The organism is Chitinophaga fulva, from assembly GCF_012927205.1.
Taxonomy (GTDB): domain Bacteria; phylum Bacteroidota; class Bacteroidia; order Chitinophagales; family Chitinophagaceae; genus Chitinophaga; species Chitinophaga fulva.
The window spans coordinates 2221326-2244697 of sequence record NZ_JABBGC010000001.1 but is presented as its reverse complement, the minus strand read 5'-3'; the positions used below and the strand labels follow the sequence as shown (position 1 = coordinate 2244697).

At 47.5% G+C, this 23372-nt stretch carries 20 protein-coding genes; 7 read left to right on the top strand and 13 right to left on the bottom strand.

What is annotated here, in order from left to right; genetic code table 11:
* Nucleotides 1–6: 6 nt before the first annotated feature.
* The 6 genes from HHL17_RS09350 to HHL17_RS09325 form a co-directional block, all read right to left on the bottom strand.
* Nucleotides 7–861 carry a transporter family protein gene (locus HHL17_RS09350; RefSeq protein WP_169224466.1) on the bottom strand — a complete coding sequence of 285 codons (855 nt, stop codon included), beginning with the start codon at nucleotides 859–861 and terminating at the stop codon, nucleotides 7–9.
* 18 nt (nucleotides 862–879) lie between these two features.
* Entirely contained in the window at nucleotides 880–1425 is a 546-nt protein-coding gene (locus tag HHL17_RS09345) for a heavy-metal-associated domain-containing protein (RefSeq protein WP_169224465.1), read from the bottom strand.
* Nucleotides 1426–1505: 80 nt separating this feature from the next.
* A complete protein-coding gene (locus HHL17_RS09340; protein ID WP_169224464.1) occupies nucleotides 1506–1898 on the bottom strand; it encodes an HYC_CC_PP family protein in 393 nt (130 codons plus the stop codon).
* A gap of 84 nt (nucleotides 1899–1982) precedes the next feature.
* A complete protein-coding gene (locus tag HHL17_RS09335) occupies nucleotides 1983–3008 on the bottom strand; it encodes an FtsB/FtsL family cell division protein (protein WP_169224463.1) in 1026 nt (341 codons plus the stop codon).
* A gap of 99 nt (nucleotides 3009–3107) precedes the next feature.
* On the bottom strand, nucleotides 3108–5084 hold the full coding sequence (locus tag HHL17_RS09330; protein ID WP_169224462.1) for a putative porin: 1977 nt from the start codon (nucleotides 5082–5084) through the stop codon (nucleotides 3108–3110).
* An 18-nt stretch (nucleotides 5085–5102) separates the two neighbouring features.
* The gene (locus HHL17_RS09325; protein WP_169224461.1) at nucleotides 5103–5924 is read right to left on the bottom strand and encodes a purine-nucleoside phosphorylase; all 822 of its coding nucleotides are present in this window, start codon (nucleotides 5922–5924) and stop codon (nucleotides 5103–5105) included.
* 128 nt (nucleotides 5925–6052) lie between these two features.
* Here HHL17_RS09325 and sucC point away from each other — a divergent pair, with 128 nt between their 5' ends.
* Nucleotides 6053–7264: an ADP-forming succinate--CoA ligase subunit beta gene (gene sucC, locus HHL17_RS09320; protein WP_169224460.1), complete on the top strand. Its 1212-nt coding sequence runs from the start codon at nucleotides 6053–6055 to the stop codon at nucleotides 7262–7264.
* 102 nt (nucleotides 7265–7366) lie between these two features.
* On the opposite strand, the gene HHL17_RS09315 is transcribed toward sucC, so the two are convergent.
* The 3 genes from HHL17_RS09315 to porW form a co-directional block, all read right to left on the bottom strand.
* Complete coding sequence (locus tag HHL17_RS09315; protein ID WP_169224459.1) at nucleotides 7367–8524, bottom strand: thioredoxin fold domain-containing protein; 1158 nt, start codon at nucleotides 8522–8524, stop codon at nucleotides 7367–7369.
* A 173-nt stretch (nucleotides 8525–8697) separates the two neighbouring features.
* Nucleotides 8698–11100: a transglycosylase domain-containing protein gene (locus HHL17_RS09310; protein WP_169224458.1), complete on the bottom strand. Its 2403-nt coding sequence runs from the start codon at nucleotides 11098–11100 to the stop codon at nucleotides 8698–8700.
* 337 nt (nucleotides 11101–11437) lie between these two features.
* Nucleotides 11438–14488 carry a type IX secretion system periplasmic lipoprotein PorW/SprE gene (gene porW / locus HHL17_RS09305; RefSeq protein WP_169224457.1) on the bottom strand — a complete coding sequence of 1017 codons (3051 nt, stop codon included), beginning with the start codon at nucleotides 14486–14488 and terminating at the stop codon, nucleotides 11438–11440.
* Between the two features lie 273 nt (nucleotides 14489–14761).
* On the opposite strand from porW, the gene HHL17_RS09300 reads away from it, so the two are divergent.
* The 5 genes from HHL17_RS09300 to HHL17_RS09280 all read left to right on the top strand — a co-directional run bounded on the left by HHL17_RS09300 (nucleotide 14762) and on the right by HHL17_RS09280 (nucleotide 16914).
* Nucleotides 14762–15094, top strand: a complete 333-nt coding sequence (locus HHL17_RS09300) for a hypothetical protein (RefSeq protein ID WP_240975115.1) — start codon at nucleotides 14762–14764, stop codon at nucleotides 15092–15094.
* A 194-nt stretch (nucleotides 15095–15288) separates the two neighbouring features.
* Complete coding sequence (locus HHL17_RS09295; protein WP_169224455.1) at nucleotides 15289–15708, top strand: bactofilin family protein; 420 nt, start codon at nucleotides 15289–15291, stop codon at nucleotides 15706–15708.
* The gene (locus HHL17_RS09290; protein ID WP_240975114.1) at nucleotides 15677–15898 is read left to right on the top strand and encodes an AtpZ/AtpI family protein; all 222 of its coding nucleotides are present in this window, start codon (nucleotides 15677–15679) and stop codon (nucleotides 15896–15898) included. The genes HHL17_RS09295 and HHL17_RS09290 overlap by 32 nt, the downstream gene beginning before the upstream one ends.
* 128 nt (nucleotides 15899–16026) lie before the next feature.
* Nucleotides 16027–16284 carry a hypothetical protein gene (locus HHL17_RS09285; RefSeq protein ID WP_169224453.1) on the top strand — a complete coding sequence of 86 codons (258 nt, stop codon included), beginning with the start codon at nucleotides 16027–16029 and terminating at the stop codon, nucleotides 16282–16284.
* 6 nt (nucleotides 16285–16290) lie between these two features.
* Nucleotides 16291–16914, top strand: a complete 624-nt coding sequence (locus tag HHL17_RS09280) for a SprT-like domain-containing protein (protein ID WP_169224452.1) — start codon at nucleotides 16291–16293, stop codon at nucleotides 16912–16914.
* A 21-nt stretch (nucleotides 16915–16935) separates the two neighbouring features.
* Here HHL17_RS09280 and HHL17_RS09275 read toward each other — a convergent pair whose 3' ends face one another.
* The 3 genes from HHL17_RS09275 to HHL17_RS09265 all read right to left on the bottom strand — a co-directional run bounded on the left by HHL17_RS09275 (nucleotide 16936) and on the right by HHL17_RS09265 (nucleotide 21676).
* The gene (locus HHL17_RS09275) at nucleotides 16936–17871 is read right to left on the bottom strand and encodes a M20/M25/M40 family metallo-hydrolase (protein WP_169224451.1); all 936 of its coding nucleotides are present in this window, start codon (nucleotides 17869–17871) and stop codon (nucleotides 16936–16938) included.
* Between the two features lie 76 nt (nucleotides 17872–17947).
* Nucleotides 17948–19792, bottom strand: a complete 1845-nt coding sequence (gene yidC / locus HHL17_RS09270) for a membrane protein insertase YidC (protein ID WP_169224450.1) — start codon at nucleotides 19790–19792, stop codon at nucleotides 17948–17950.
* Nucleotides 19793–20023: 231 nt separating this feature from the next.
* Nucleotides 20024–21676: a CTP synthase gene (locus tag HHL17_RS09265; protein ID WP_169224449.1), complete on the bottom strand. Its 1653-nt coding sequence runs from the start codon at nucleotides 21674–21676 to the stop codon at nucleotides 20024–20026.
* A 338-nt stretch (nucleotides 21677–22014) separates the two neighbouring features.
* On the opposite strand from HHL17_RS09265, the gene HHL17_RS09260 reads away from it, so the two are divergent.
* Nucleotides 22015–22536, top strand: coding sequence for an acyl-CoA thioesterase (locus HHL17_RS09260; RefSeq protein ID WP_169224448.1), 522 nt, complete (start codon nucleotides 22015–22017; stop codon nucleotides 22534–22536).
* A 169-nt stretch (nucleotides 22537–22705) separates the two neighbouring features.
* Here HHL17_RS09260 and HHL17_RS09255 read toward each other — a convergent pair whose 3' ends face one another.
* Nucleotides 22706–23356, bottom strand: coding sequence for an HD domain-containing protein (locus HHL17_RS09255; protein ID WP_169224447.1), 651 nt, complete (start codon nucleotides 23354–23356; stop codon nucleotides 22706–22708).
* Nucleotides 23357–23372: the final 16 nt, after the last annotated feature.

Genomic DNA, 23372 nt, shown 5'->3' with positions numbered 1-23372 from the left:
GCAGGTTTATTTTTTAATGTTAAAAATGTTGTGCTCTATACGTACCATAAACGAATTGAATGAATTACGCGCCATATCTCCTGTGAGCTGCGTGCGGTAAGAAAGATCCAACCGGGTAGTACTGTTGAAAATAAACTGTACAGCCGGTGCGATATCCAGATAAGAACCTTTGCCTGCAGCGTCTGTATTGGTTTTACCTAACAGCTCCACATACAGGTTCAGATTGGTCTGATTAAAATTCTTATATCTTACCGGAAGCAGCAAATATCCTGCGGACAGGCTATAATTTACGGAATTTTTCGGGAATCCCTCCGGGATATTGTCCTTCACATTGTTCATATAACGGGAATACCCTAACGTAGTTGACAACGCCAGCTTATGCAGCAGTTGTGTAGCGATGACACCACCACTCACCCCGGAAGTAGCGCCCTCCAGGTCCAGGTCCGTATTGGCATATGGCTTTTTGGTGGCAGCTGTGGACGGCACATAAGGATTGTCGATGACCGAACCTTTCACATAGGCAGCCATCCTGAAGTGGGCATGCTGCTGGTCCAGCGACAGGAAGCGGTATTTAGCGTAAACGCTGCCACCTTCCATCCGGATGGAGGATTGCATCATATTGGCCGCGTAGCCAATGGCATGCACCATCAGCTTTTTATTGACCCCCCACATGATTTCCGGCTCAAACCGCATACCCGTGGTGCCATCATGTTCCATTTTAAAGAACTTGTTGGTAAGCCGTATGCCGAGCGAATTGGCCGGCATATTACTGGCCGGCTCGGTGTTCACGTATAATTCCTGGGCTCTTGTTGCCTGGCTGAAGGCAAGAAACGCCGCAGCCATCATTAAAATTTTGCGCATATACTGAAACCGTAAGGATTAAATAGTGACGTGATAAATCCTTTTGGAAGCTTTGGCATCATGCGGAATGCAGCAGTCAGCCATTACCCCTGTCTTATAACAGGGCATACTGGTTTCAGTTGCGTATTTTTTAAACTGTTTGGCAGAAACAAAATCTTTGTCAATCACCGTGATGTCTTTATCACCGTTCAGCACCTGGTCTTTCACATGCATAAAATGCAGCGTGCTGCCCGCAAAAGGCACGTGGGTGTCGTTATGTACCTTAACATCGCTGAAGTTGGCGGTCACTACCAGTTTACCCACAGAAAAACCGGCGTCTTCTACTTTCTGTTTAATGGCATCGATATTTACAGCAGCTCCCGGTTTAAAATGCAGGATAAAAGTAGTATTGTCAAGGTCAGTGTCTATTTTGTCCACAAACGGCAGTGTCTGGAGAGATTCCAGTGTAGCGCGTGAACACATGGCACAGGTGAGGCCGGAAGCCTGCAGACTGGCTTTTTTATATTGCGCCTGGGCGCCAAAAGAAATACCAAATGCTAGTAAAAGAATGGATAACGTTTTCATGATCTGATGTTTATAAATTAAGTAATACAGCAATACCAATAGCTTTCCGCGCAGCGGAAAACAGTAACAGGAAGCTGTTATCAGATCAGGAAAACACAATTACGAAGGAAAACGGACGTCGTAGCGCCTATATCCGGTGGTTCATGCGGATAGCTGCTTGGGGGCAGCCGTAAGGAAGATAATGAAGGGGTGTGCAGGATTTTTACCGGTAACTGCAGGTCAATAGTCGTCGGCGCATCCTGCTGCAAGACTTTGGCGGCCTCATGCGAGGTGGTCACCTTGCAGAATTTCACCTCGTTTTTACAACAATCCATACTTTTTACCGGCCGGCCGCACTTTTTGCATTGGTCCTCAGGGACGCCTTGCAGCTTTACGGACGCCAGTTTGCCCATGCAGTAATGCACGTTAACCGTGAACCCGCTGGTCAACAGCGTGTACAGGATAGCAAAAAATATGGCGAAAAAACGTTTCATGTGAAGTACAAATTTACTACAATAAATTGTTTTTCACGATGACGGTTATCAATTTCCGGATGCGCCGGCTATTTTAACATTCAGTTAGCGTTTTTTGCTTTTTTGTTTTTCGGGAGATGCCTGCCCTTTTTCCAGCTGCTCTACCCTTGCTTTCAGGGCTTTGTTCTCTGCCTGCGCTTCAATCATATGTAAAGTAAGCTCCTCCACTTTTTGTAGCAACAAGCGGTTCATTTCTCCAAGGTCTAGTCCATTCTCGTTTATTTGCTGCGCAGAAGGTATGCCCGGCAGGTGGCGGTTGGCGTTGATGAAAGCAGCGGTACTGTCCAGTGAAAGGAGTTGATATGCAGGATGAAATACATAATCAGGCCAGTCAGCAGCGTTTTGGGTAACTCTTACTCTTTTGGCGAAAATATCACCGTTGACGGCTAGTTTGGACTTAGGATACATGGTGCCGATGCCAACATTTCCATTGAGATCGTCAATACTAATGGGAGAATCAATGCCTCCTACGATATAACGTGGAATCACTGCCGCCACAGGGTCTGTATTTAAAACGACAGGAATGGCCGCAGATGCAGCAGCAGGCCGGTCAACAGCCTTTACATAAACGCCCTGAATATACTGACGATAGGTCGGTTTCGGATAATCTGTACAGCCGGCTATTCTTGCCTCCAGCCGCCAATAGCCAACATTGTCCAGAGGATGAGCCAGTGCTATCTGGTCAGTCACAGTTGGCACTCTTCTCCATTGATACCTGCTTTCTCCCGGAACTCCCCAGGATGTAGTGATTTCAAATTGATGCCCTGCCGCTTTTCCCCATTGAAACCAGAACCGCAACTGAACGGAGCCGCAATGTGGAAAGTTATCTCCTTTTTTTACGCCAATATAATATTCCCGTACCCAGCCAGCAGGTATCGGTTGGTCAAATAACGCTTCGGGATAATCGTAGTTTGTACGGGTTACTGGTTGCCAGCCATTGCCGGAATAAATCACGGCAGCACCTTCGTTATTGCCAAAAATCTGAACAGGACCATACTCGATGGGTTGTTGGGCTGCAACAGTTAATACAATAAAAAACTGGAACGCAATAGCCAATAGGACACGTTTCATAAATATAGGTTACGGGTTAAAACTGTTATCAATATAGGGCATTTATCTGCATCTTGTATCTCTATGAAGATACAAGATGCAGCACGATTAGTTGACTGATTAGTTAATAAACCACCAACGCAATCCCAGTCGGAAATCGAAGTTATTGTAGGGATACAGCGGAGCGGAATGATTGTTCTGGGTAAAGAACACATTCAGATTTTCTGCACGCACAAATGCGGAGAAAGATTTAATACGGAAATGGGCAAACGCAGCGATGTCCGGTGCGTTGTATTTCACGCTGGTCGTGTTCTGGTAAACAAACTGTCCGAGCAACGGAGAGTAGTCGTCAGCGTTATAAGAGGTATTGTAGCGGAACTCCAGCCCTGTCATCAGGTTCAGGTTGCGATACAACAGTTTCTCAAACGCAAAGCGGTGACGTGTCCAGATAGCCGGCACGTTCAGCGGGCCTTCGCCATGGCGCTGCTGGAAAGCAACTTCTGCATACCAGGAGAACGGACGAATGGTGAATTTCTTGCTAAACACCACCTGCAACAGGTTAAACAGGTTAGGTGCCTGTGCACTGTGGTAGTAATCCCGGAAATACGTATAGTTGGTAAACAGGAAATAATTCACCGCCAGGCTGTATTTCAGTTTTGGATTTTCGGCCGCAAACTGCAGCTGGGTGGTATTTTCCTTGGCGGTAGTGCTGTTGTACCAGGTATCGCGGTTGCTGTTAAAAAACTTGTATACGTAAGACGGTTCCCGGTTTACGTTGCTGACAGACAACTTCACGTCGCCTAGCAGGTCATTGATATGACGGCGTAAACTACCGTAAATACTGTAATCCCCGATATTCTGCCCTACCACATAAAACTCGCCACGGGCGGAGAAATCCCATTGTTTGTTCCGGGTTTTGTTGCGGTATTCCCCATGCAGCGCAAGGTTGGTGAAGTTAATGTCTGCATCGAGAAAAGTACCGGTAATACTTTCAAAACGGGCGCCGAGATTAATAAAGTGCCCCAGATTGCCCAGTACCGGGAACTGTATCAGCGACAGGTCATTGGATATCGTTTTCCACTGATGTTTGGCCTGGATAGTATCACCCGCGATGAAGTCAAACCCATAATGTTTGGTGTAGAAAAAAGTATCCTGGCTATTGTCGATGAACTGGTAATTATTATTCTGGAAGTTGAAAGTGTACTGCACCCGGAAGATAGGCCGGTAGCGGTAATAGTCCGTTGAGTCGTTGATGTGAATGCTATCCCCGCGGCCCCAGTCGTACTGCTGCTGGATCAACAGCCCTGTTTCCTGGTACTGTGATTTCACGGGTATTTTGGTACCGAAGAAAGCATATTGGGTCGTTTCCTGGTTACCGAGGTTTACATCAATACCCTGGCGATTTTTGTAGTCTTTATTCGCCAGAAAGGTATCGCTTTTGATACCGCCGTTTTCGCCGCCATTCAGTTTGTTATAGTAAAAGCTGAGATAAGTATTGGCTCGCTTGTTCTTACTCTGGTAGCGGGCGGTGAGCCGGTAGGTATCGTGGTTGGTGGTTTGCGTACGGTAGTAACCGGGTGCGTTTACCTTACGGTAGTCGAAGGCAAAATTAAAACGGTCCGTACGGTTCTGGGTATGGGTTACGCCAATCACCTGTTCCTGTTTGCTGCCTACGAGGTAGTTCAGTTCGGAATAAGGGCGGTTGGTATTATAGAACCTGGCATTGGCGTGGCTGTAGCCATAGATATCGTACGCATGAAAACCGGCGTCAAATCCGGGTTTCATCAACGGTGTAAAGATGATATTACGGGCTGCAGCGCCGCTGTTGCCCAGCGTCATATAGTTGGCCGGCACTTTCAGGAAGTCGATATTGAAGTCCGCCACAGACGAGTCGATGGTAAAATCCGTCGGCTCACCGAGGTAGCGGTAAGTCAATGTAAGGGTGTCCGGCTCTTCATGGTGGTGCATTGTGTCGCGCTGCATTTTACTGGAGCCGCCACCACCGCCCGTATTGCCGAACCGACTGGTATTGAACTGTGCCATTAAGGAATGACTACCTGCCAACAGCAGGGCTATGATAATAATAAGTTGCCTCATCCGAAAATGACAAAACGTTTATAGTTGCCGGATTAATTCACTAAAGATAAGCGTTAGCTTGGGTTCTGCCGCATGGGCTGCTTCCAGTACCTCCTGATGGGTGATCACATTTTCTTCCTCACGGATGCCGATATCGGTGATAACGCTCATGGCAAAGACTTTCAGGCCGGCATGTACTGCTACGATCACCTCCGGTACAGTACTCATGCCTACGGCATCGCCGCCGATAATGTGCATATACTTATATTCAGCCCTGGTTTCAAAAGTAGGTCCCTGTACCCCTACATATACGCCGGTATGCAGCGCAATATTGTTGGCGGAAGCAATTTGATAGGCCGACTGTATTAGTACTTTGGAATAAGGTTCGCTCATATCCGGGAAACGGGGGCCCAGCGTATCTTCATTACGGCCACGCAGGGGATGCTCCGGTTGCAGATTGATATGATCTTTTATTACCATCAGGTCGCCCACCTTAAACTGTGGGTTCATACCCCCGGCAGCGTTGGAAATGAACAGGGTATGAATGCCCAGTTCTTTCATCACCCTGATCGGAAAAGTGACCTGTTTCATAGAAAAACCTTCATAATAGTGGAATCTGCCGGCCATCGCCACAATAGGCTTGCCCTGCATATATCCCAGGATCAGTTTCCCGGAATGCCCTTCCACCGTAGATTCCGGAAAATGTGGAATATCACGATAAGATATCTCGATGCTCTGCTCTATCTCTTTGGTCAGGTTACCTAGTCCACTTCCCAATATAACCCCTGCTACAGGCGCCTCCTGCCAGTGTTTTCGGATATAATCCCCAGCTGCCTTTATCTGGTCCGTTAATTCACTCATCTGTTTATGCATTAATTAAAAGTCGGATTTAAAAAACAAACCCGCGCAAAGTTATTTTTTAATTCACAAATGAATGCGGTTTTATATTTAAATCATAATGACCTATTTTAGCGGCAAATTTTATTGCGATGAATTTACACGAGTACCAGGCTAAAGAACTGTTGAAAAAATATAATGTACCGGTTCAGGAAGGCATTCCGGTAGAAACACCGGAAGCAGCGGCCGAAGCTTACAAGCAACTGAAGGTGCAGTATGGTAATGAGTTTGCAGTGGTTAAAGCGCAAATTCACGCTGGTGGACGCGGTAAAGGTAAAATCCGTGGAACTGAGCAGAGAGGTGTAGCTGTAGGAAAAAATGCGGAAGATGTGAAAACCATTGCAGGTAACATCCTGGGTGGTACACTGGTAACTATCCAGACCGGCGAAGCAGGTAAACTGGTAAACAAAGTACTGGTAGCACAGGACGTTTATTACCCGGGCCCTAATCCGATAAAGGAATTTTACCTGTCTATCCTTCTGGACCGCGCTAAAGGCCAGAATGTGATCATGTATTCTACCGAAGGCGGTATGGATATCGAAGAAGTAGCGCACAGTACTCCTGAAAAAATATACAAAGAATGGGTAAAACCCAACATGGCCCTGCAACCATTCCAGGCCCGTAACATCGCTTTCAACTTCGGTTTGAGCGGCGAAGCGTTCAAAAACATGGTAAAATTTGTTACCAACCTGTACAACGCTTACGTAGGACTGGATTGCAGCATGCTGGAAATCAACCCGTTATTCAAAACCAGCGATGAGAAAATCATTGCCGTTGACGCCAAAGTAAACCTGGACGACAACGCCCTGATGCGTCATCCTGACCTCGAAGCACTCCGCGACATCACCGAAGAAGATCCGACCGAAGTAGAAGCAGGTAAATACAACCTCAACTTCGTAAAACTGGACGGTAACGTAGGTTGTATGGTGAACGGCGCCGGTCTGGCCATGGCTACCATGGACATGATCAAACTGAGCGGCGGTGATCCGGCCAACTTCCTGGACGTAGGAGGTACTGCCAACGCACAAACCGTTGAAGCAGGTTTCCGCATCATCCTGAAAGATCCTAAAGTAAAAGCTATCCTGATCAATATCTTCGGCGGTATCGTTCGTTGCGACAGGGTTGCTCAGGGTGTTATCGACGCCTACAAATCCATCGGCAACATCAACGTTCCGATCATTGTACGCTTACAAGGCACCAACGCCAAAGAAGCAAAAGAACTGATCGAAGCCAGCGGCCTGAAAGTACAGTCTGCCACGCTCCTCAGCGAAGCTGCTGACCTGGTAAACAAAGCACTGAACTAATCATTTGATTATTTGATCATTTGATTATTTAGATATTAAAAAGGGGAGACCACATGATACAATGTGATCTCCCCTTTTTTTAATGATTAAATGACTAAATAATTAAATATTCAAATTCTTCAGCTCGACCTCTTCTTTCGTGGTATCATCGCCCCACGATTTCTTCTTGTCAATAACCCAGCCCAGGAACTTTCTGGTCTGTGCCTGATCTACCCCCTTGCTCATCCGCACAAGCCCCTGCAGGTTTTCCAGACTGGCATCGGCAGTTACCACCACCTCTGCCCATTTCAGGTACTGCGCTTTTAAGGCAGCATCTTTGGCCAGTTCCGCTCCTAGAAAAAACTGCATGTACCGCACCCTGTTTTCATTCCTGTCCGGATGCGCGGTGGCAAATTCAAGGAATGCCCTGGAATCTTTACATTTTTTAAAGAGATAGTTTTCTGCGTAATACATCTGCACAAAACTCCAATCCTCCGGGCGGTACACAGTCTGCTGCTTTTGCAGGAATGCATCAAAAACGGCTTTATCCAGGGTGGCCGGCAGCGCAGCGATATCCTGCTTCAACAGCTTGTCCATAATATTGGTATTCAGCTCTTCACCGAAACGGTCCAGGTAAGCCTTACGGTTCTTCAGGTAAAATTCCCGGTAATCGTCCGGCAGCACAGCAGCCATCTGCATGACCTTAAAAGTGGACTCGGCCAGTTTGTCTTTTTGTTTAGCGAGATATCCCACAATCTCTTCTTTATCTCCTCCCTTGTAATCCTTGTTCCACATAGCTTTGTAGAATTCCGGATCTTTAGACGACAAGCTGTTGCCAAAGCCGGCCAACGTTTTGCCTGCTTTGTAGCGGGCAATGTTGTTTTTCAGGAAGGCCATGAACCTGTCGGGTTCCTGATAGCCGGAGCTCCGGTCCAGCAACTGACCATCACCGGAAATAACCAGATAGGTGGGAAAGCCGCGCATAAAATACTTGCGGCACAGGTCTATCCCGAATTGTTCCTTAAACACATCGTAACCGGTGCAGATGAAATTTTCCTCCATGTACTTTTTTACTTCCGGCCGCGGAAACACCTTTACTTCCATGTCTTTACAGGCATGGCAACCTTCAAAATAGGTGTCGATAAAAATAGGTTTGTGTTCTTTTTGGGCCCTGTTGGTGAGATCTTTCCAGGTGCCTTTAATGAATTGGGTGCTGTCCTGCGCAACGGCCATAACAGGCAATAACGCAGCTACCAGCAAGGCTTTGGTTAGCTTTTGCATACGCTTTTTTAATGGTTTGGTTGTTGGTTGGTTTGGTTTTCTAAGACCGCAATAGTAAATAATATCCCTGTAATCCTATAGGATATTGGATAAACGGCAATCGCGGGGGTAAAGCCCGGGGGATACGATGTAAAAAACAAAGGGCTGACCTTTTTGGTCAGCCCCTGTCCTGTTTAACTATCTTTTTTAGGAGGATATACTGCTTTGGGTGTGGCAGGTGTTCCTTTGTCTTTATTATCTTCTTTAGGCTTGGGTGTTGCCGGCTTTTCCTCTTTCGGTTTGGTGGTTTCCTGCGCCGGCTTTTCGGCCCCTGGCGAGTACATGTCCTCCTCATTGGTTTGATAGTCGGATTCGGAACCATTGCCGATGTCTTCCGCTTCTGCACCAGGTTTTATGTTGGTGTCGAAGTTGGAATAGGTTTCATCCGTCATATTGGCCGGCACCGGGAATTTGTCACTGCTGGTAACTTTCAGTGTATTATCGGCAAATACTTTCTGCATGAAATAAGCCCAGATAGGCAGACCCGTATTGGCACCCTGACCGATACCGGTGGTGGCGAAGTGGATAAAGTTGTTTTCGCAACCTACCCAGGCGCCTGCCAGCAGTTTAGGCGTGTAACCAATAAACCAGCCATCGGTATTATCGTTGGTGGTACCGGTTTTACCCGCCATTTCGCCCTGCATTTTATAGGCGCCGCGCATACGGGCGCCGGTGCCGCCGGGCTGCAATACGCCTTCCATCATCTTCACCATGGTGTAAGCTTCTTTCTCGCTGATCACCTCCCGTTTTACCGGAGCGAAAGTTTCGAGAATGTTACCATAACGGTCTTCTATACGGGTGATATAGATCGGTTTGGTATTGATACCTCTGGCCGGGAACATCGTGTAGGCCTGTAACATCTCGTACAGGGATATCTCAGATACCCCGAGCGCGATGGACGGATAAGGTTCTATTTTGCTGGTGAAACCAATCTTGTTCTGTGCAAAGTCCGCGAACGCCTTCGCGCCGATCTGTTTAATCAGGTAAGCCGACACCAGGTTGAGTGACCTGGCCAGCGCCCCTGCCATGGAGATACTGCCGCCTACACTGCCTTCAGAGTTGCGGGTCAGTGTCCAGTTACCGATGGTGATCGGTTCGTTAGGCAGCATGGTATTGGGTGACATGCCGTTCATGATAGCAAAACAATACAGGAACGGTTTGAAGGTAGAGCCCACCTGACGACGGGTTTTGGCTACGTGGTCATTTTTAAAATAACGGAAATCCGGACCGCCTACCCAGGCTTTCACCTCACCACTTTCAGGGTCCATTGCCATGAAGCCGGCCTGTAACACCGCACGCATATATTTGATGGAATCCAGCGGCGTCATCACCGTATCAATCTCGTTCAGGTCAGGTTCTGTAAAGCTTTTCCAGGCAAACACCTTCATTTTGGTAGGTGTATTGAAGGACTTGGTGATATCTTCATCAGAAGCTTCCGCATCTTTCATGTTACGGTAGCGGTCAGATTCTTTCGTGTATTTGTCGAGGTACTGCGGCCATTTTTTCCACACGTTGCCTGTTTTCACATCATTTTGGTTATACAGGTATTTCTGCAGGGCCTGCAGGTGACGGGACACCGCCTCTTCTGCATACAATTGCATACGTGGGTTGATGGTAGTATAGATCTTCAGGCCATCACGGTAAAGGTTATACGGTGTACCATCTGCTTTTTTATGGTCCTTGCACCAGCTTTTTACCTCATCGCGCAGTACTTCGCGGAAATAAGGCGCCAGGCCTTTGTTGTGGTCTATCTTATTATAATGTAATACAATTGGTTTGCTTTTAGCAGCGGCAGCTTCCGCAGGTGTGATAAAGTTGGCATCCACCATGTTGTCTATCACCGTATTACGGCGGCCCAGGGCCAGCTGCGGGTTACGGCGCGGGTTGTAAAGGGTGTTGCCTTTCAGCATACCTACCAGTATAGCTGCTTCTTCGATGGAAAGATGACCGGCATCTTTACTGAAGAAGGTACGGGCGCCGTTTTCAATACCATATACGTTATCGCCGAAAGCTACGGTGTTTAGGTAAAGTGTCAGGATTTCCTGTTTGGTGAAGTTTCTTTCCAGTTTCACAGCAATGATCCATTCCTGCAGTTTCTGGAAGGCCCTGCTAACGGGATTGGTTGCACGTTGTTTACCCAGGTTATCAGTTTGAAGGTTAAGGGCCAGCTGCTGGGTGATGGTGCTGGAACCGCGTTTTTTACCGATCAACAGGTAAAAAGGGATGGCCATGGTGCCTTTGGCATCGATACCGGAGTTCTGATAAAAGCGGGTTTCTTCAGTAGCGATCAGGGCATTGATCACATTTTTGGAGATTTCATTGAAGTCGCTGCTGGAGCGGTCAACCTGATAATATTTGCCCAATATGGTCCCATCATCGGCGATTACTTCGGATGCCAGCGCAGCGCGCGGGTTTTCCAGTTCCTCCATGGAAGGCATATTACCGATGACCCGGAAGTTGACCAATAAGATTAAGAGAACAAACAGTGCTAAAATACCAAACGCCACACGCCACAATATTTTCACCGATTTTTTCATGCGCTATATTAATTTGTTTTGCGGCGTACGCCGAGTTTTTTTTGGACAGTTGCTATCGTTGGCTGTTAAAATAAATATTCAATAAACAGCCCCTAACAGCAATAAACAGGCCTGTTTACTAACAGTTTGACCCACAAATCTATTAAATATTTAGGGATTTACTGATTTTGAGATTTATTGATTTATAGGATGCATGAGCCACCACAAATCAATAGATCTCAAATCTAAAAATCTGTTAAATATATTAGGGATTTGTTGATTTTAAGATTTTTTTAATTTAAAAGACGTTCAGACAAACTTCAAATCAAAAAATCGTAAATCAAAAAATCCCTAAATATCACTGCGTTACATAATTGTCCGAAAAAAACTTCCTGTAACCGATCAGGTCTTTCGTGCTGTTCAGCAGTATGAAATTATCTCTTGATATGACAAAAAAGGAATAATCCGTGGGCCTTATCCTGGGGATAATGCTAACAGCGGCTTCTTCCCGGATTTCATCGAAATAGTTCAGCGCTTTGTCTTCATTCGCGAATATCCTGAAAATCAGCATGGTTTCAGAAGGAGACAAAACAAAACTGCCTACCTCGATTTTATCGGTAGCGTGTTTGGAGGCATTGTAGCGGGTGAACTGGTTCAGCCCTTCATCCATCAGCTCTTTGGAGACGCGTTGAAATGCCAGCACCACGAAGTGCGGGTTATCTGAAGAGAGTTTATAAGGTGTTACCGGTTTCGGCGGCGGTGGTGGCGCTACCGTGGCAATAGGCGCAGTGGGCACAACACCGGCTATCTGGTTGGAGACATGAGCAGAGTCTGCCAGTGCGGCAGGCGTTTTGGCGCCATTGATCCTGTCAACCAGCACCGGTTGCGGGTTCTGCCAGGGATACCGCATAGAAATGTTTTCATCCAGCAGCGGGCCACCATTATTGTCTTTCCGTATTTCCAGTTTAGCGAGATAGTTCACCAGTTCATTGCGGTGGTCGAGTGCATCGAGCAGGGCCTGTGTTTGCTGATGGATACCTTCATCGCCAGGATATTTGTTCATTACGGCCAGCACTGCTTTACGGGAAGCCTGGGTGCTGTCCACGCCAATCAGGGTATCCTGTTTCACGATGGCCATGGCTTCCAGCAGGTCGAATTTACCCTGCATGAAGTTAACGCCGTAAGTGCTGTCTGCGCGGCGTTTGATGGCGAGCGCACCAGCCACGTCCCCGCTGCGGAAAGCCGTATAGGCGGAATCGTAAGTAGCGCTGATGGTCTTTTTCCGGGCCAGGTCCGTGTCACGGTTGCCACCGGAGCGGATGATGTCGGTGTAGTTAGTGTTACCGTACTGTTTCAGTATGATATCTTTTAAGCGGGCTACGTCAGCAGCGTGGTTCAATTTACCGTGCCATACGTATAAGGAGTAGAGTATCTCCGGTTTACGCGGATGGTCAGGATATTTGAGCAGCAGTGAGTCGTAGGTTTCTATGGCCAACGGGTAATTCTCCAGTTTGTCGTAGTACAGTTTGCCCAGTTCAAAGCGGGCGTCCTGGTCCAGTTTGTGGGAGTTCGCCAGTTTTTCTGGTGTCAGCGGCAGCCCTTGTGCCAGGCGTTCGCCGGTAATGCTGTCTGGTGGCAGGCTTTCCGGTGTAGCAGCAGCGGTGGCGCCATCGGTGCTCATTTGCACCGGAGCGTCGTTGTTATTGGCCACGTGGAGGTTACCAGCCTGGCTACGGCGCCAGTTATCGGCCACCTGACGGCTGCCCCAGCGGCGTTTGAACTCAGAATAACCGGTTGATTTACTGGCAGGGTTATAGAAATACCAGTCGCCTTTTTCTTCTTTAGGGCTGTAGGCGCCGTTGCTGTTCATCCCGAAGGCCGGGTTGTCATACGAATTGGCGCCTTGTATGGCATCGTTCTTTTTCTTTTCCGCAGCGGCAGTTTTGAGGGTAGCCGCCATTTTAGCGAGGAAAATATTGCGGTCAGATTCCGGCATGGCAGCAATCCGTTGCAGGCTGTCTTCCCGTTGGATAACGGCGCGTTTGGCGGCCACGTCGGCGAGCACCGTTTTGCGTACGTTGACGGTAGCCGCGTCCACGAAGTCGGGCGTCATGGTGCCGGCGGTGCTGTCGTAGTATTTTTTAGCGTCCAGGTACTGGCGCTGATCGTAGTAGATATCGGCGATGGCTTTGTAGGTCAGCGTGCGCTGCACCATATTGTCACTACCGGCTTTGAGTGATTTCTGCAGGTAACCGAGGGCTGCTTCTGCGTCTGCGGGGTATGCGAGGGTGCCCATGGTGTAGAGGATAGCATCCCGGAAGCGGCTGAAGCGCTCTTTTTTCAGCATATGGCGCAGGCCTTCCTGGCTGCGTGCCAGTCCGCCTTCTTCTTTAGCATTGATTTTAGCGATCTGGAGACGGGCCTGAAAGTCCATCATAGGATCGGGCTTCGAGGCGATCACATCTCGGAACTTGTCCATGGCCGAATCGGCATGGTGCTGTTGCAGGTACAGTTGACCAAGGATGAAGTGCATCCTGGCTCTTGCCACCCGGTCACGGCTTTTATCGATGGCAATTTTCAGCGGTTCGATTGTTTCCGGATAACGGCCCTGGATATAGTTACTGTAGGCCCTTACTTCCGCCAGGCCGCCGTCGAGGCGGTGCGGGAACTTGGGATCCGTGCTCAGGATATTGAGCAGCGCCTGTACTTCATCATATTCTTTTTGTTCCAACAGGGTCTTAGCACGCCAGAGGAAGGCATCGTTACGGGCGGACACGTGTTTGAAGCGACCGAGGATGCCTTTCCGCTTTTCGCGGGTAGCGATGGAGATATGATCGTTTTCACTGGCGCCTACGACGGTTTTGTATTCGTCTTTTTTCTTGGGCGCGAAAGTGAGGTTGATATACTGAAAGGTTTTATTGGCATTTTCCAGGTCACCTTCATAGAAGTAGGCACGTCCCATGAGGAGGAAACAGTCATCGATCCATTTACCGCGGGGGTCGTGCAGCTGGATGGCCATATTGGTTTTTTCGATCACGGAGTCCAGCTCTGTTTTGCTGAATCCCTGACTTTGCAGGCTGGTGGGGTAAAAAGGCAGCAGTACATTGTAATTGTCCTGACCGTCACGGTTGACGGTTTTCACCACCTTGTCCAGCTTTACCCGGGCATGGAAATAATAGTTATAACGGGTCGCCAGGTTCTGGAAGAACCTGCGTTTGAAAGTCCAGTGTTTTTTTTCCAGCATCACTTCGGAAGGTGGCCGCCTATCCTGTATGCGCGGCTCTTTTGGCTTGAAGAGCGGCTTGTTGAGTAGCGGCTTTTGGGACTGACTTTGAGGGTCCTGTTGTCGTGGTTGCTGCTGCTGCGCCTGGTTGCGGGGCTTGATTTGAGCCAAAACCGCCGGAGCCATGCACAACAATAAAAAAAATAATACCGGATAATGACGTAGCGATTTATAGCGATTCATGGATGCCAGGGTGTATAGGCTGTATATATAACTGTAAGTTTGAAAAAATATTTTAAAGATAGGATAAAATAGTGGATCAATTGGTGGGATTGATTAACTTTAGCCGCCTGAAAACGAATAAATCTCTATAAGCACACCAAAAAAATGGCCAAGAAGGGGAAAAAAAACAACAGACGAAACCTTGAAAAACTCAGTCATAAATACCGTCTGGTGATTATGAATGACGACACCTATGAAGAAGTGACCTCCTTCAAACTGTCCAGAATGAGTGTTTATATCGCTTTGAGCACCCTGTTTGTATTACTGGTGGCTATTACGGTGGCGACAGTAGTATTTACACCATTACGTTATTATATCCCCGGCTATGGAGACCTGAAACAGCGCAAGGAATTCATTCATCTGAAAATGAGGGCGGATTCCCTGGAAACAGCCATTAATCAACGGGACCTTTACCTGAAGAACATCAAACAAGTGATCAATGGGGATTTTACCGGCAAACTGGACACAACCATGTTAAAAGTGCCGAAAGTAGATAACAGCACGTATTAAAATTCAAATACTTAGAAATTTTAGAGGATTCCGGGATTGAGAACTTAGTCAATTGGAAATTGTTATTTGAACTGGATTGTTAAGTGTTCGGGATAAACCATATCCGGTAGTTACCAAAATAACCAATATTCAAATAACAAAATAATTATATATTTTTATCTTACATTATTTAAAGCTGAAAAACCTGAAAACCTATGTTTAATAACAAATCAAACTCAAAGGGTGATGGCAAGAACCTGTTACCCACGTCGACTATTAACATTATAGGCAGCGGCACTTCTATCCAGGGCGATATCGTATGTGAAGGAGATATCCGGATAGATGGCCAGGTAAACGGGCTGGTATCCACCAAAGCTAAAATCGTGGTAGGTCCGGAAGGCGACATTATCGGCGACCTGGTATGTCAGAGCGCAGACATTCTCGGTAAGGTGACTGGTATCATCAAAGTGGAAGACACACTGTTCCTGAAAGGGAATGCCCTCGTAAAGGGAGATGTGTACACTGCTCATTTCGAAATGGAGCCATCAGCCAAGTTCAATGGCCGTTGCTACATGGACGATCAGCAGCCAGAAACGCAGAAACATGGAAAATCCGTCCTCCAGGAAGCCGAGTAAACGTAATAATCCGGTCATGCGCTATGCCGGACTGGCGTTTCAAATGATGACCACATTAGGGTTGGGGGTATTTGTGGGGTACAAGCTGGACCAAAAAATTGGCTGGCGGTTCCCTGTATTCCTCATCATTTTTTCTTTATTGGCTTTAGCCATACTTTTGTGGCAAATTATAAAAGACACCCGTCGGTAATGAGCGATAGATTTTTAATCAGATTATTTTCGATTTTTGGAGTATTAAACGGCCTGACGATATTTTTCAAGCCCAGATTGCTGGAATCCGGCATACACTTTTATGTATTGCTGGCCGGCAATCTGGCTATGGCACTTATCACCCTGGCCTCCTACCTGATGAGCCGCAAAGGGCTTGCTTCTGCCAACCACAATGCCTTCATCCGCGCTGTATACGGTTCCACACTCAGCAAACTGATGCTGTGCGTACTTGGTATTGCCATTTATGTGCTCATTTACCGGCCCAACGTCAGTAAAGTGACCATCTTTTTGCTTTTGTCCCTGTACTTGTTGTACACCGTATTTGAAACATGGAGCCTCTTCCGGCTTACCAGGCTTAAAAAGTAATTGGCAGTGAAAAAAGAGGCGCCCCTGCATGCATTAGCGTCCTATTTGCCCGAAGGCACCTTTGACCAGGTGATGGAATTTTTGCTCCTATATAAAGTCCATCTTACCATCACCCGGGAAAGGCAAAGCATACTGGGTGACTACCGTCACCCTGACGGAAATGGAAAAGGACACCGGATCAGCATCAACGGATCGCTGAACAGATATTCCTTTCTTATCACGTTACTGCATGAGATCGCCCATCTTACCACCTTTAACAAATACGCCAACCGGGTACCGGCACATGGCAAAGAGTGGAAACAGGAATTTTCCGCTATCCTCCACAGTTTTGTAGGCAAAGGTTACCTCCCTCACGATGTAGAACTGGCGGTACGCCAAAGTATGACCAATCCCGCTGCCAGCAGCTGTGCCGACGAAAACCTGATGCGTGTGCTCCGTAACTACGACGACAACCGCAAAGACACGCACTTCCTCGTAGAGCAACTGCCCCTTCATCAACTCTTCAAAACCAAAGACGGCCGCATCTTCCGCAAAGGGGAAAGAATAAGAAAACGCTACCGCTGTGAAGAGGTAGCGTCTAAACGTATTTATCTGTTCAGTCCTGTTTATGAAGTGGAAGTGCTGAACTGATGTTGATATTTTGTTATTTCCCTATTTTTCTCCCACATAATGTAATTCAGAGAAAGTCATGGCTTTATTGATCAGCTGAATGCCCAGCTGCAAAATACCCGCTTCAGATGCTGCCTGCAATTTGGGCGCATCATCTGTTGGCTTGTGGTAATCGTCATGCCCGCCGGTGTGGAAAAACAGCACCGGAACTTTATTGATGTAAAAGTTGTGATGATCGGAAGCTCCCTTACCGGCTGCATCAGTGAAATATTTGATACCCGGTTGCTGTACATCTTTAAACACTTCCGGCCATTCCTCTGCACTGCCATAACCACCAATACCGATGCCCCTTTCCGGGTTATAGCGGCCAATCATGTCCATGTTGAGCATAAAATGCATTTTATCCAGCGGCATCAGTGGATGTGCTGTATAATATTTCGATCCCTGCAGGCCCAGCTCTTCACCGCCAAAAGCGATGAAAAGGAAGTTAAAAGGCTCTTTTCCGGCATTTTTCACATAGTGACGGGCCAGTTCAAGCAGGCCAGCCACGCCGGATGCGTTATCATCGGCGCCATTGTGTATCTGGCCAATCGGGTATTTACCATCAAAAAGACCGGCGGTGCCAAGATGATCATAGTGTGCACCAATAATAATCGTACGGGCGGCACCGTTATCGAGGAAAGCGGCTACGTTACGGCTGGGGATATCCTTGTGCGCGTTGCGGTCAAACGTAAAATCCTGGAAGTAGCTGGCGCCATTGGCAGGTTTCAGTCCCAGTTTCTTAAACTGCCGTGCCACATAACGACTGGCGGTACGGCCTCCTTTCTCGGCGGTGCCTCTCCCCTTCAGTTTGTCGGAAGCAAGATAATTCACCGTCTCCTGGATACGGCGCGCATCAGGGATAGTGTCGGTGTCCTGCGCATAGGCGGCTGACATTCCTCCTGCCAGCATCATCATCAATAACAAGCTTTTCTTCATATAACTATCAGTTGAAAAAAGCCCCCGGCAATCTGCCGGGGGCTTTACTATTTATTTTGAATAACTATCGGCAACTTTATTTTTTGCCCTGTTGCGGACCCTGCTGGCGGCGCTGAACTTCCTCCAGCTTTTCCTGCCATTTGGATTTGGAAACAGGCTTTTTCTTGTTTTCCTGGATCTGCGCGTGGATCTTGTCGTGGTTGATGACAAAAGTCTGGAGCACCCATTGCAGCAGGATGCTGATCACGTTGGACAGGAAGTAGTAGAAGGTAAGCGCGGCAGCCAGGCGGTTGAAGATACCCAACAGCATGATCGGCATGACGTAAGGCATGTACTTCATCACCGGGTTGCTCTGATCGGTCATTCCACGGTTGTAGAAGGCCAGGACCAGGCTCGTGATGGTCATCAGGATGGTGAACAGGCTCACGTGGTTACCATAGAAAGGCACGTTGAACGGCAGGTTCAGGATAGAGTCGTAAGTAGACAAGTCCTTCGCCCACAGGAAACTTTCCTGACGCAGCTCGATGGAAGACGGGAAGAAGCTGTACATGGCCACGAGGATAGGCAGCTGCAGCAGGGCTGGTAAACAGCCTCCCAGCGGGTTCACACCGGCGCTCTTGAACAGTTTCATCTGGTCCATACCGAAAGCCTGTTGGTCATCGCCGTGTTTGGCGCGCAGCTCATCAATTTCCGGTTTCAGCACTTTCATTTTAGCCTGAGACACATAGCTCTGGTAGGTGAAAGGCGCAATCAGTAAACGGATGAAGATAGTGAGCAGGATGATGATCACACCGTAGTTTCCGATAAATCCGCTGAGGAAGTTAAACACCGGTATGATGATCCATTTGTTCACATATTTTACGAAGGCGAAGATACCAGAGCCCAGTGGAATGATTTTTTCCAGGCCCAGATCGAAAGACTTCAGTGTTTTGTAGTGGTTAGGGCCATAGTAGATGTCAATCGGGAAAGAGAAATCGTTGGCGCGGTTGTAAGGGATCGTAATGGTGGTGAAAGCCTGTCCTACGATGTTACCGCTCTGTGGCACTTTGGTGTTCACGTCTGCCGCGTCGAAGCTACCACTTTTAGCGATCAGGGTGGTGTTGAAGAACTGTTGTTTTACACTGATCCATTTCAGCTTGTTGTCCAGTTTTTCGTGGCTGGTACGTTGCAGCGTGAAATAGTCATGTTTATCGTTGGTTAACATGTAGTGCACCTGGTTGTTAAGGCGCTCGTTCTCCATGTCATGCTCCTGTTTGTCGTTCTGGCTGTTCCACTGCAGGGTCAGGTAGTTCTGATTGCCGGGCAGGATATTCTGGAAACCAACAGCATGTACATTATAATTCACAACGTAGCTGCCTGGTTTAATACCATAAACAAACTCCAGGTATACAGCAGGGTTGGAAGTATTCAGGCGATAGCTGATAGACTGTCCGCCGTCTGCCAGTTTCTGTACAGGACCGGCAGTGAAAAACAGGTCAGCGCTGTTCAGCACTTTAGTAGCGCTGGCAGGTACTTCTACAGAAAGACGGTTAAAAGATCCCTGTGCCAGCATCAATGGTCCGCCTTCAGAAGTCTTGAATTTTTTCAGTTGAACACTGATCGGTTGACCACCTTTATTAGAGAAAGTAACTTTAACATCATCGTTTTCCATCACTGTTGTCTGCACTGGTGCTACCGCAGCAGTGGCAAAAAGCCCGAATTCGCCGGCCAGTTGAGCCTGATGGGCTGAATCCAGTGTACCTCCGTTGGCAATGGCTGTCAGTGAATCGGCAACAGGCGCTTTAGGCTTGTTCAGATTTGCAATGGAATCTTGCCGGGCTTTCTCCCTGGCTATATTTCCCTGTTGTTTCTGGTTATAGAAAATATATCCTACCAGTAAAACACCTAACAGTAAAAACCCAATAACCGAATTTCTATCCATGAAATGCAATTAAAAATTTAGGCAGCAAAGGTAAGCAGGATTTATCATTTGAGCACCCCTTTTTAGGTGAAAGGCCTGTTAAACAGGTAAAACCCATGTTGGGCCCGGCTAAAACAATGGCCGCTCCTGATTTTCCGATTATTTATATATTTAAAATGCAGCGAATATGGCTGCCTCGCCTATCCGCTGCATTTTAAATTTTATACATTATACAATAACTGTATCTGAAGATTACTGGGCGACTTTTTCCTCTGCCACCTTCGTTTTGCCATTTTTATTTTCCGCGTATTGTTTAGCGGCTTTAATAAAGGACACGAAGAGTGGTGCAGGGCTTTCCACGGTGCTTTTCAGTTCAGGGTGGAATTGGGAGCCCACGAAGAACGGGTGTCCGGGGATTTCGATCATTTCCACGAGACCGCTTTCCGGGTTTTTACCGGAAGGGAGCATACCAGCTTTCTCGATCTGCTCCAGGTATTCGTTGTTGAACTCGTAGCGGTGACGGTGTCTTTCGCTGATGGTAGTAGCGCCGCCATAGATTTCAGAGGCTTTGGAACCAGGTATCAGGTCGCAGGTATAAGCACCCAGACGCATGGTACCTCCTTTAGCTGTCACTTTTTTCTGTTCTTCCATCAGGTTGATCACCGGATGAGAAGTATCAGGGTTCATTTCCACGGAGTGCGCATCTTTCCAGCCGAGTACGTTGCGGGAGAATTCCACCACGCTCATCTGCATACCGAGGCAGATACCGAAGAAAGGCAGGTTGTTTTCGCGTGCATACTGAATAGCCACGATTTTACCTTCTATACCGCGGTGACCGAAGCCCGGTGCTACCAGCAGACCATCGAGGTTTTTCAGTTTTTCACACACGTTTTCCTGTGTAATATGCTCAGAGTGAATATTCTGTACAATTACCTTGCACTCGTTGAGTGAACCGGCGTGTATAAATGATTCAAGAATGGATTTGTAAGCATCCTGCAGCTCTACGTACTTACCGATCAGACCAATGGTCACTTTGGATTTCGGATATTTGAGTTTATCCAGGAATTCGCGCCATTTGGTGAGTTCAGGCTCTTTTTCCACTGGCAGGTTCAGTCTTTTCAGTACAGAAACGTCCAGTTTTTCGCGCATCATTTCCAGCGGTACTTCGTAGATGGTCGGTACGTCATTCGCCTCGATCACGGCATCTACCTGTACGTTACAGAACAAGGCGATTTTCTTTTTCAGATCGCGGTACATGGGCTCTTCCGTACGGCAAACGATGATATCCGGATGAACGCCATATTCGCTCAACAGGCGTACCGAGTGCTGTGTAGGCTTGGTTTTCAGTTCCTTTGCCGCACGCAGGTAAGGAATGAGCGTAAGGTGTACCACCAGGCAGTCTTCTTCGCCCAGTTCCCATTGCAGCTGACGTACAGCCTCAATATAAGGGAGAGATTCAATATCACCCACAGTACCACCCAGTTCAGTAATCACGATATCATATTTGCCATCTTTACCCAACAGGAGGATACGACGTTTGATTTCGTCGGTGATGTGCGGAATTACCTGAACGGTTTTGCCCAGGTAGGCGCCTTCTCTTTCCTTGTTGATAACAGTCTGATAAATACGGCCAGTAGTAACGTTGTTGGCCTGGGATGTAGGCGTGTTCAGGAAACGCTCATAGTGTCCAAGGTCCAGATCGGTTTCCGCGCCATCTTCTGTTACGTAACATTCCCCGTGCTCATAAGGGTTTAACGTTCCCGGATCCACGTTGATATATGGATCGAACTTCTGAATAGTCACTCTAAAGCCGCGTGCCTGCAAGAGTTTTGCCAGCGAAGCAGCTATAATTCCTTTACCCAAAGAGGAAGTAACACCTCCCGTAACGAAGATATATTTTGCCATAAAAACTAAAATTCAGCTAAAAATACTTGACCTAAATGGGGGAAGTGCCAGATTGCGTTTGGTGTTATACCTGTCAAGTAAACTACTTCCGGAGGTCATGCAAAGTTACACAAATTTGCTTCGCTCCCAAGTTTTTTACGCAGTGGCTTTATTTGTTTGTTAATTTTTGCGGGTTTCTGTTCAGCTCTTATCATTGAACCACAGTGGGTTTTAAAGAATTTTCAAGTGAGGGAAATTATTTGTTAAAAACCTGCATTAACTCCTGTTGTTATTACAGAGACTTTCGTTCCTAACGAATAGAAACTGTAAATTTGCGTCCGAAATACATAAATAAAAAGATGACTTTAACGCCTAAGAGAGCGCAGGATTCGCTCATACAGATGACGGAACTGGTTCTGCCCAACGACACCAATACTTTCGGCAACCTCATGGGAGGCCGCCTGATGTACTGGATGGACATCGCTGCTGCACTGGCCTGTATGAAACACTGCAGTGCCCCTGTGGTCACCGCCTCCGTAGATAATATTTCTTTCGAGAATCCCATTAAACTGGGTAACGTGGTACATATCGAAGCCAAAGTGAGCCGCGCCTTCAATACTTCCATGGAAGTACACATGCGCGTATGGGGAGAAGATCCGGTACAACAATACCGCTACAAATCCAATGAGGCTTTTATGACCTTTGTAGCCCTCGACCCCAACGGCAACTCCCGCCCCGTTCCCGGCATTATCACCGACACGGAAGAGGAAAAAAAATTATATGATGGCGCCCTTCGCCGCCGCCAGCTCCGCCTCATCCTGGGTGGCAAAATGAAACCGGAGGATGCTGACGAGCTGAAAGCACTGTTCTTCGATAAATAATTTTATCTTCTTTAATATATCAGGGGCCGGCATAAATGTCGGCCCCTGTTGTTTTTCGATATCTATTAAACCCAGGGCTACGATGTTGTTCAGGCGTGTATTTTAGAATCAATCCGCTATTTCAGTTTAGCGTGCAATCTGTTTCAGTGTAGGAGCGGCTCTTTTTAGATTAGAAGCCGGTCTCTTTGTAGAATTGCTCCAGGAATGTTTCCATAAACTGATGCCGCTCCGCTGCCATAACTCTGCCGGTATTGGTATTCATACGGTCTTTGAGCAATAACAGCTTTTCGTAAAAGTGATTAATTGTTGGCGCCGTGTTAGTTTTATACTCTTCCCGCGTCATCACCATATTAGGCTTCACGGCAGGGTCATAAATGGCCCGGTTCTTAAATCCGCCGTAATTGAAAGCCCTGGCGATACCAATGGCGCCGATGGCATCCAGACGGTCGGCATCCTGTACCACACTCAGTTCCGGGGAACGGAAAGCATGGTCATTATGACCGCCTTTAAATGAAATATACCGGATGATGTTCTCCACATGAACGATGATTTCTTCCGGCAGCCCCTGTGATGCCATAAAAGCACGGGCACGGGCAGGACCGATATTTTCGTCGCCATTATGGAACTTGGAATCTGCGATGTCGTGCAACAGGGCCCCCAGCTCCACGACCAACATATCTGCGGTTTCATGGGCGGCAATTTGCCGGGACAACTGCCATACCCTGTAAATATGCCACCAGTCGTGGCCGCCCTCAGCTCCCTCCAGGGAGGTCTTCACATATGCTACCGTAGCGTTGATGATTTCCTGATTATTTTGCATAACGGTAAAGATAATA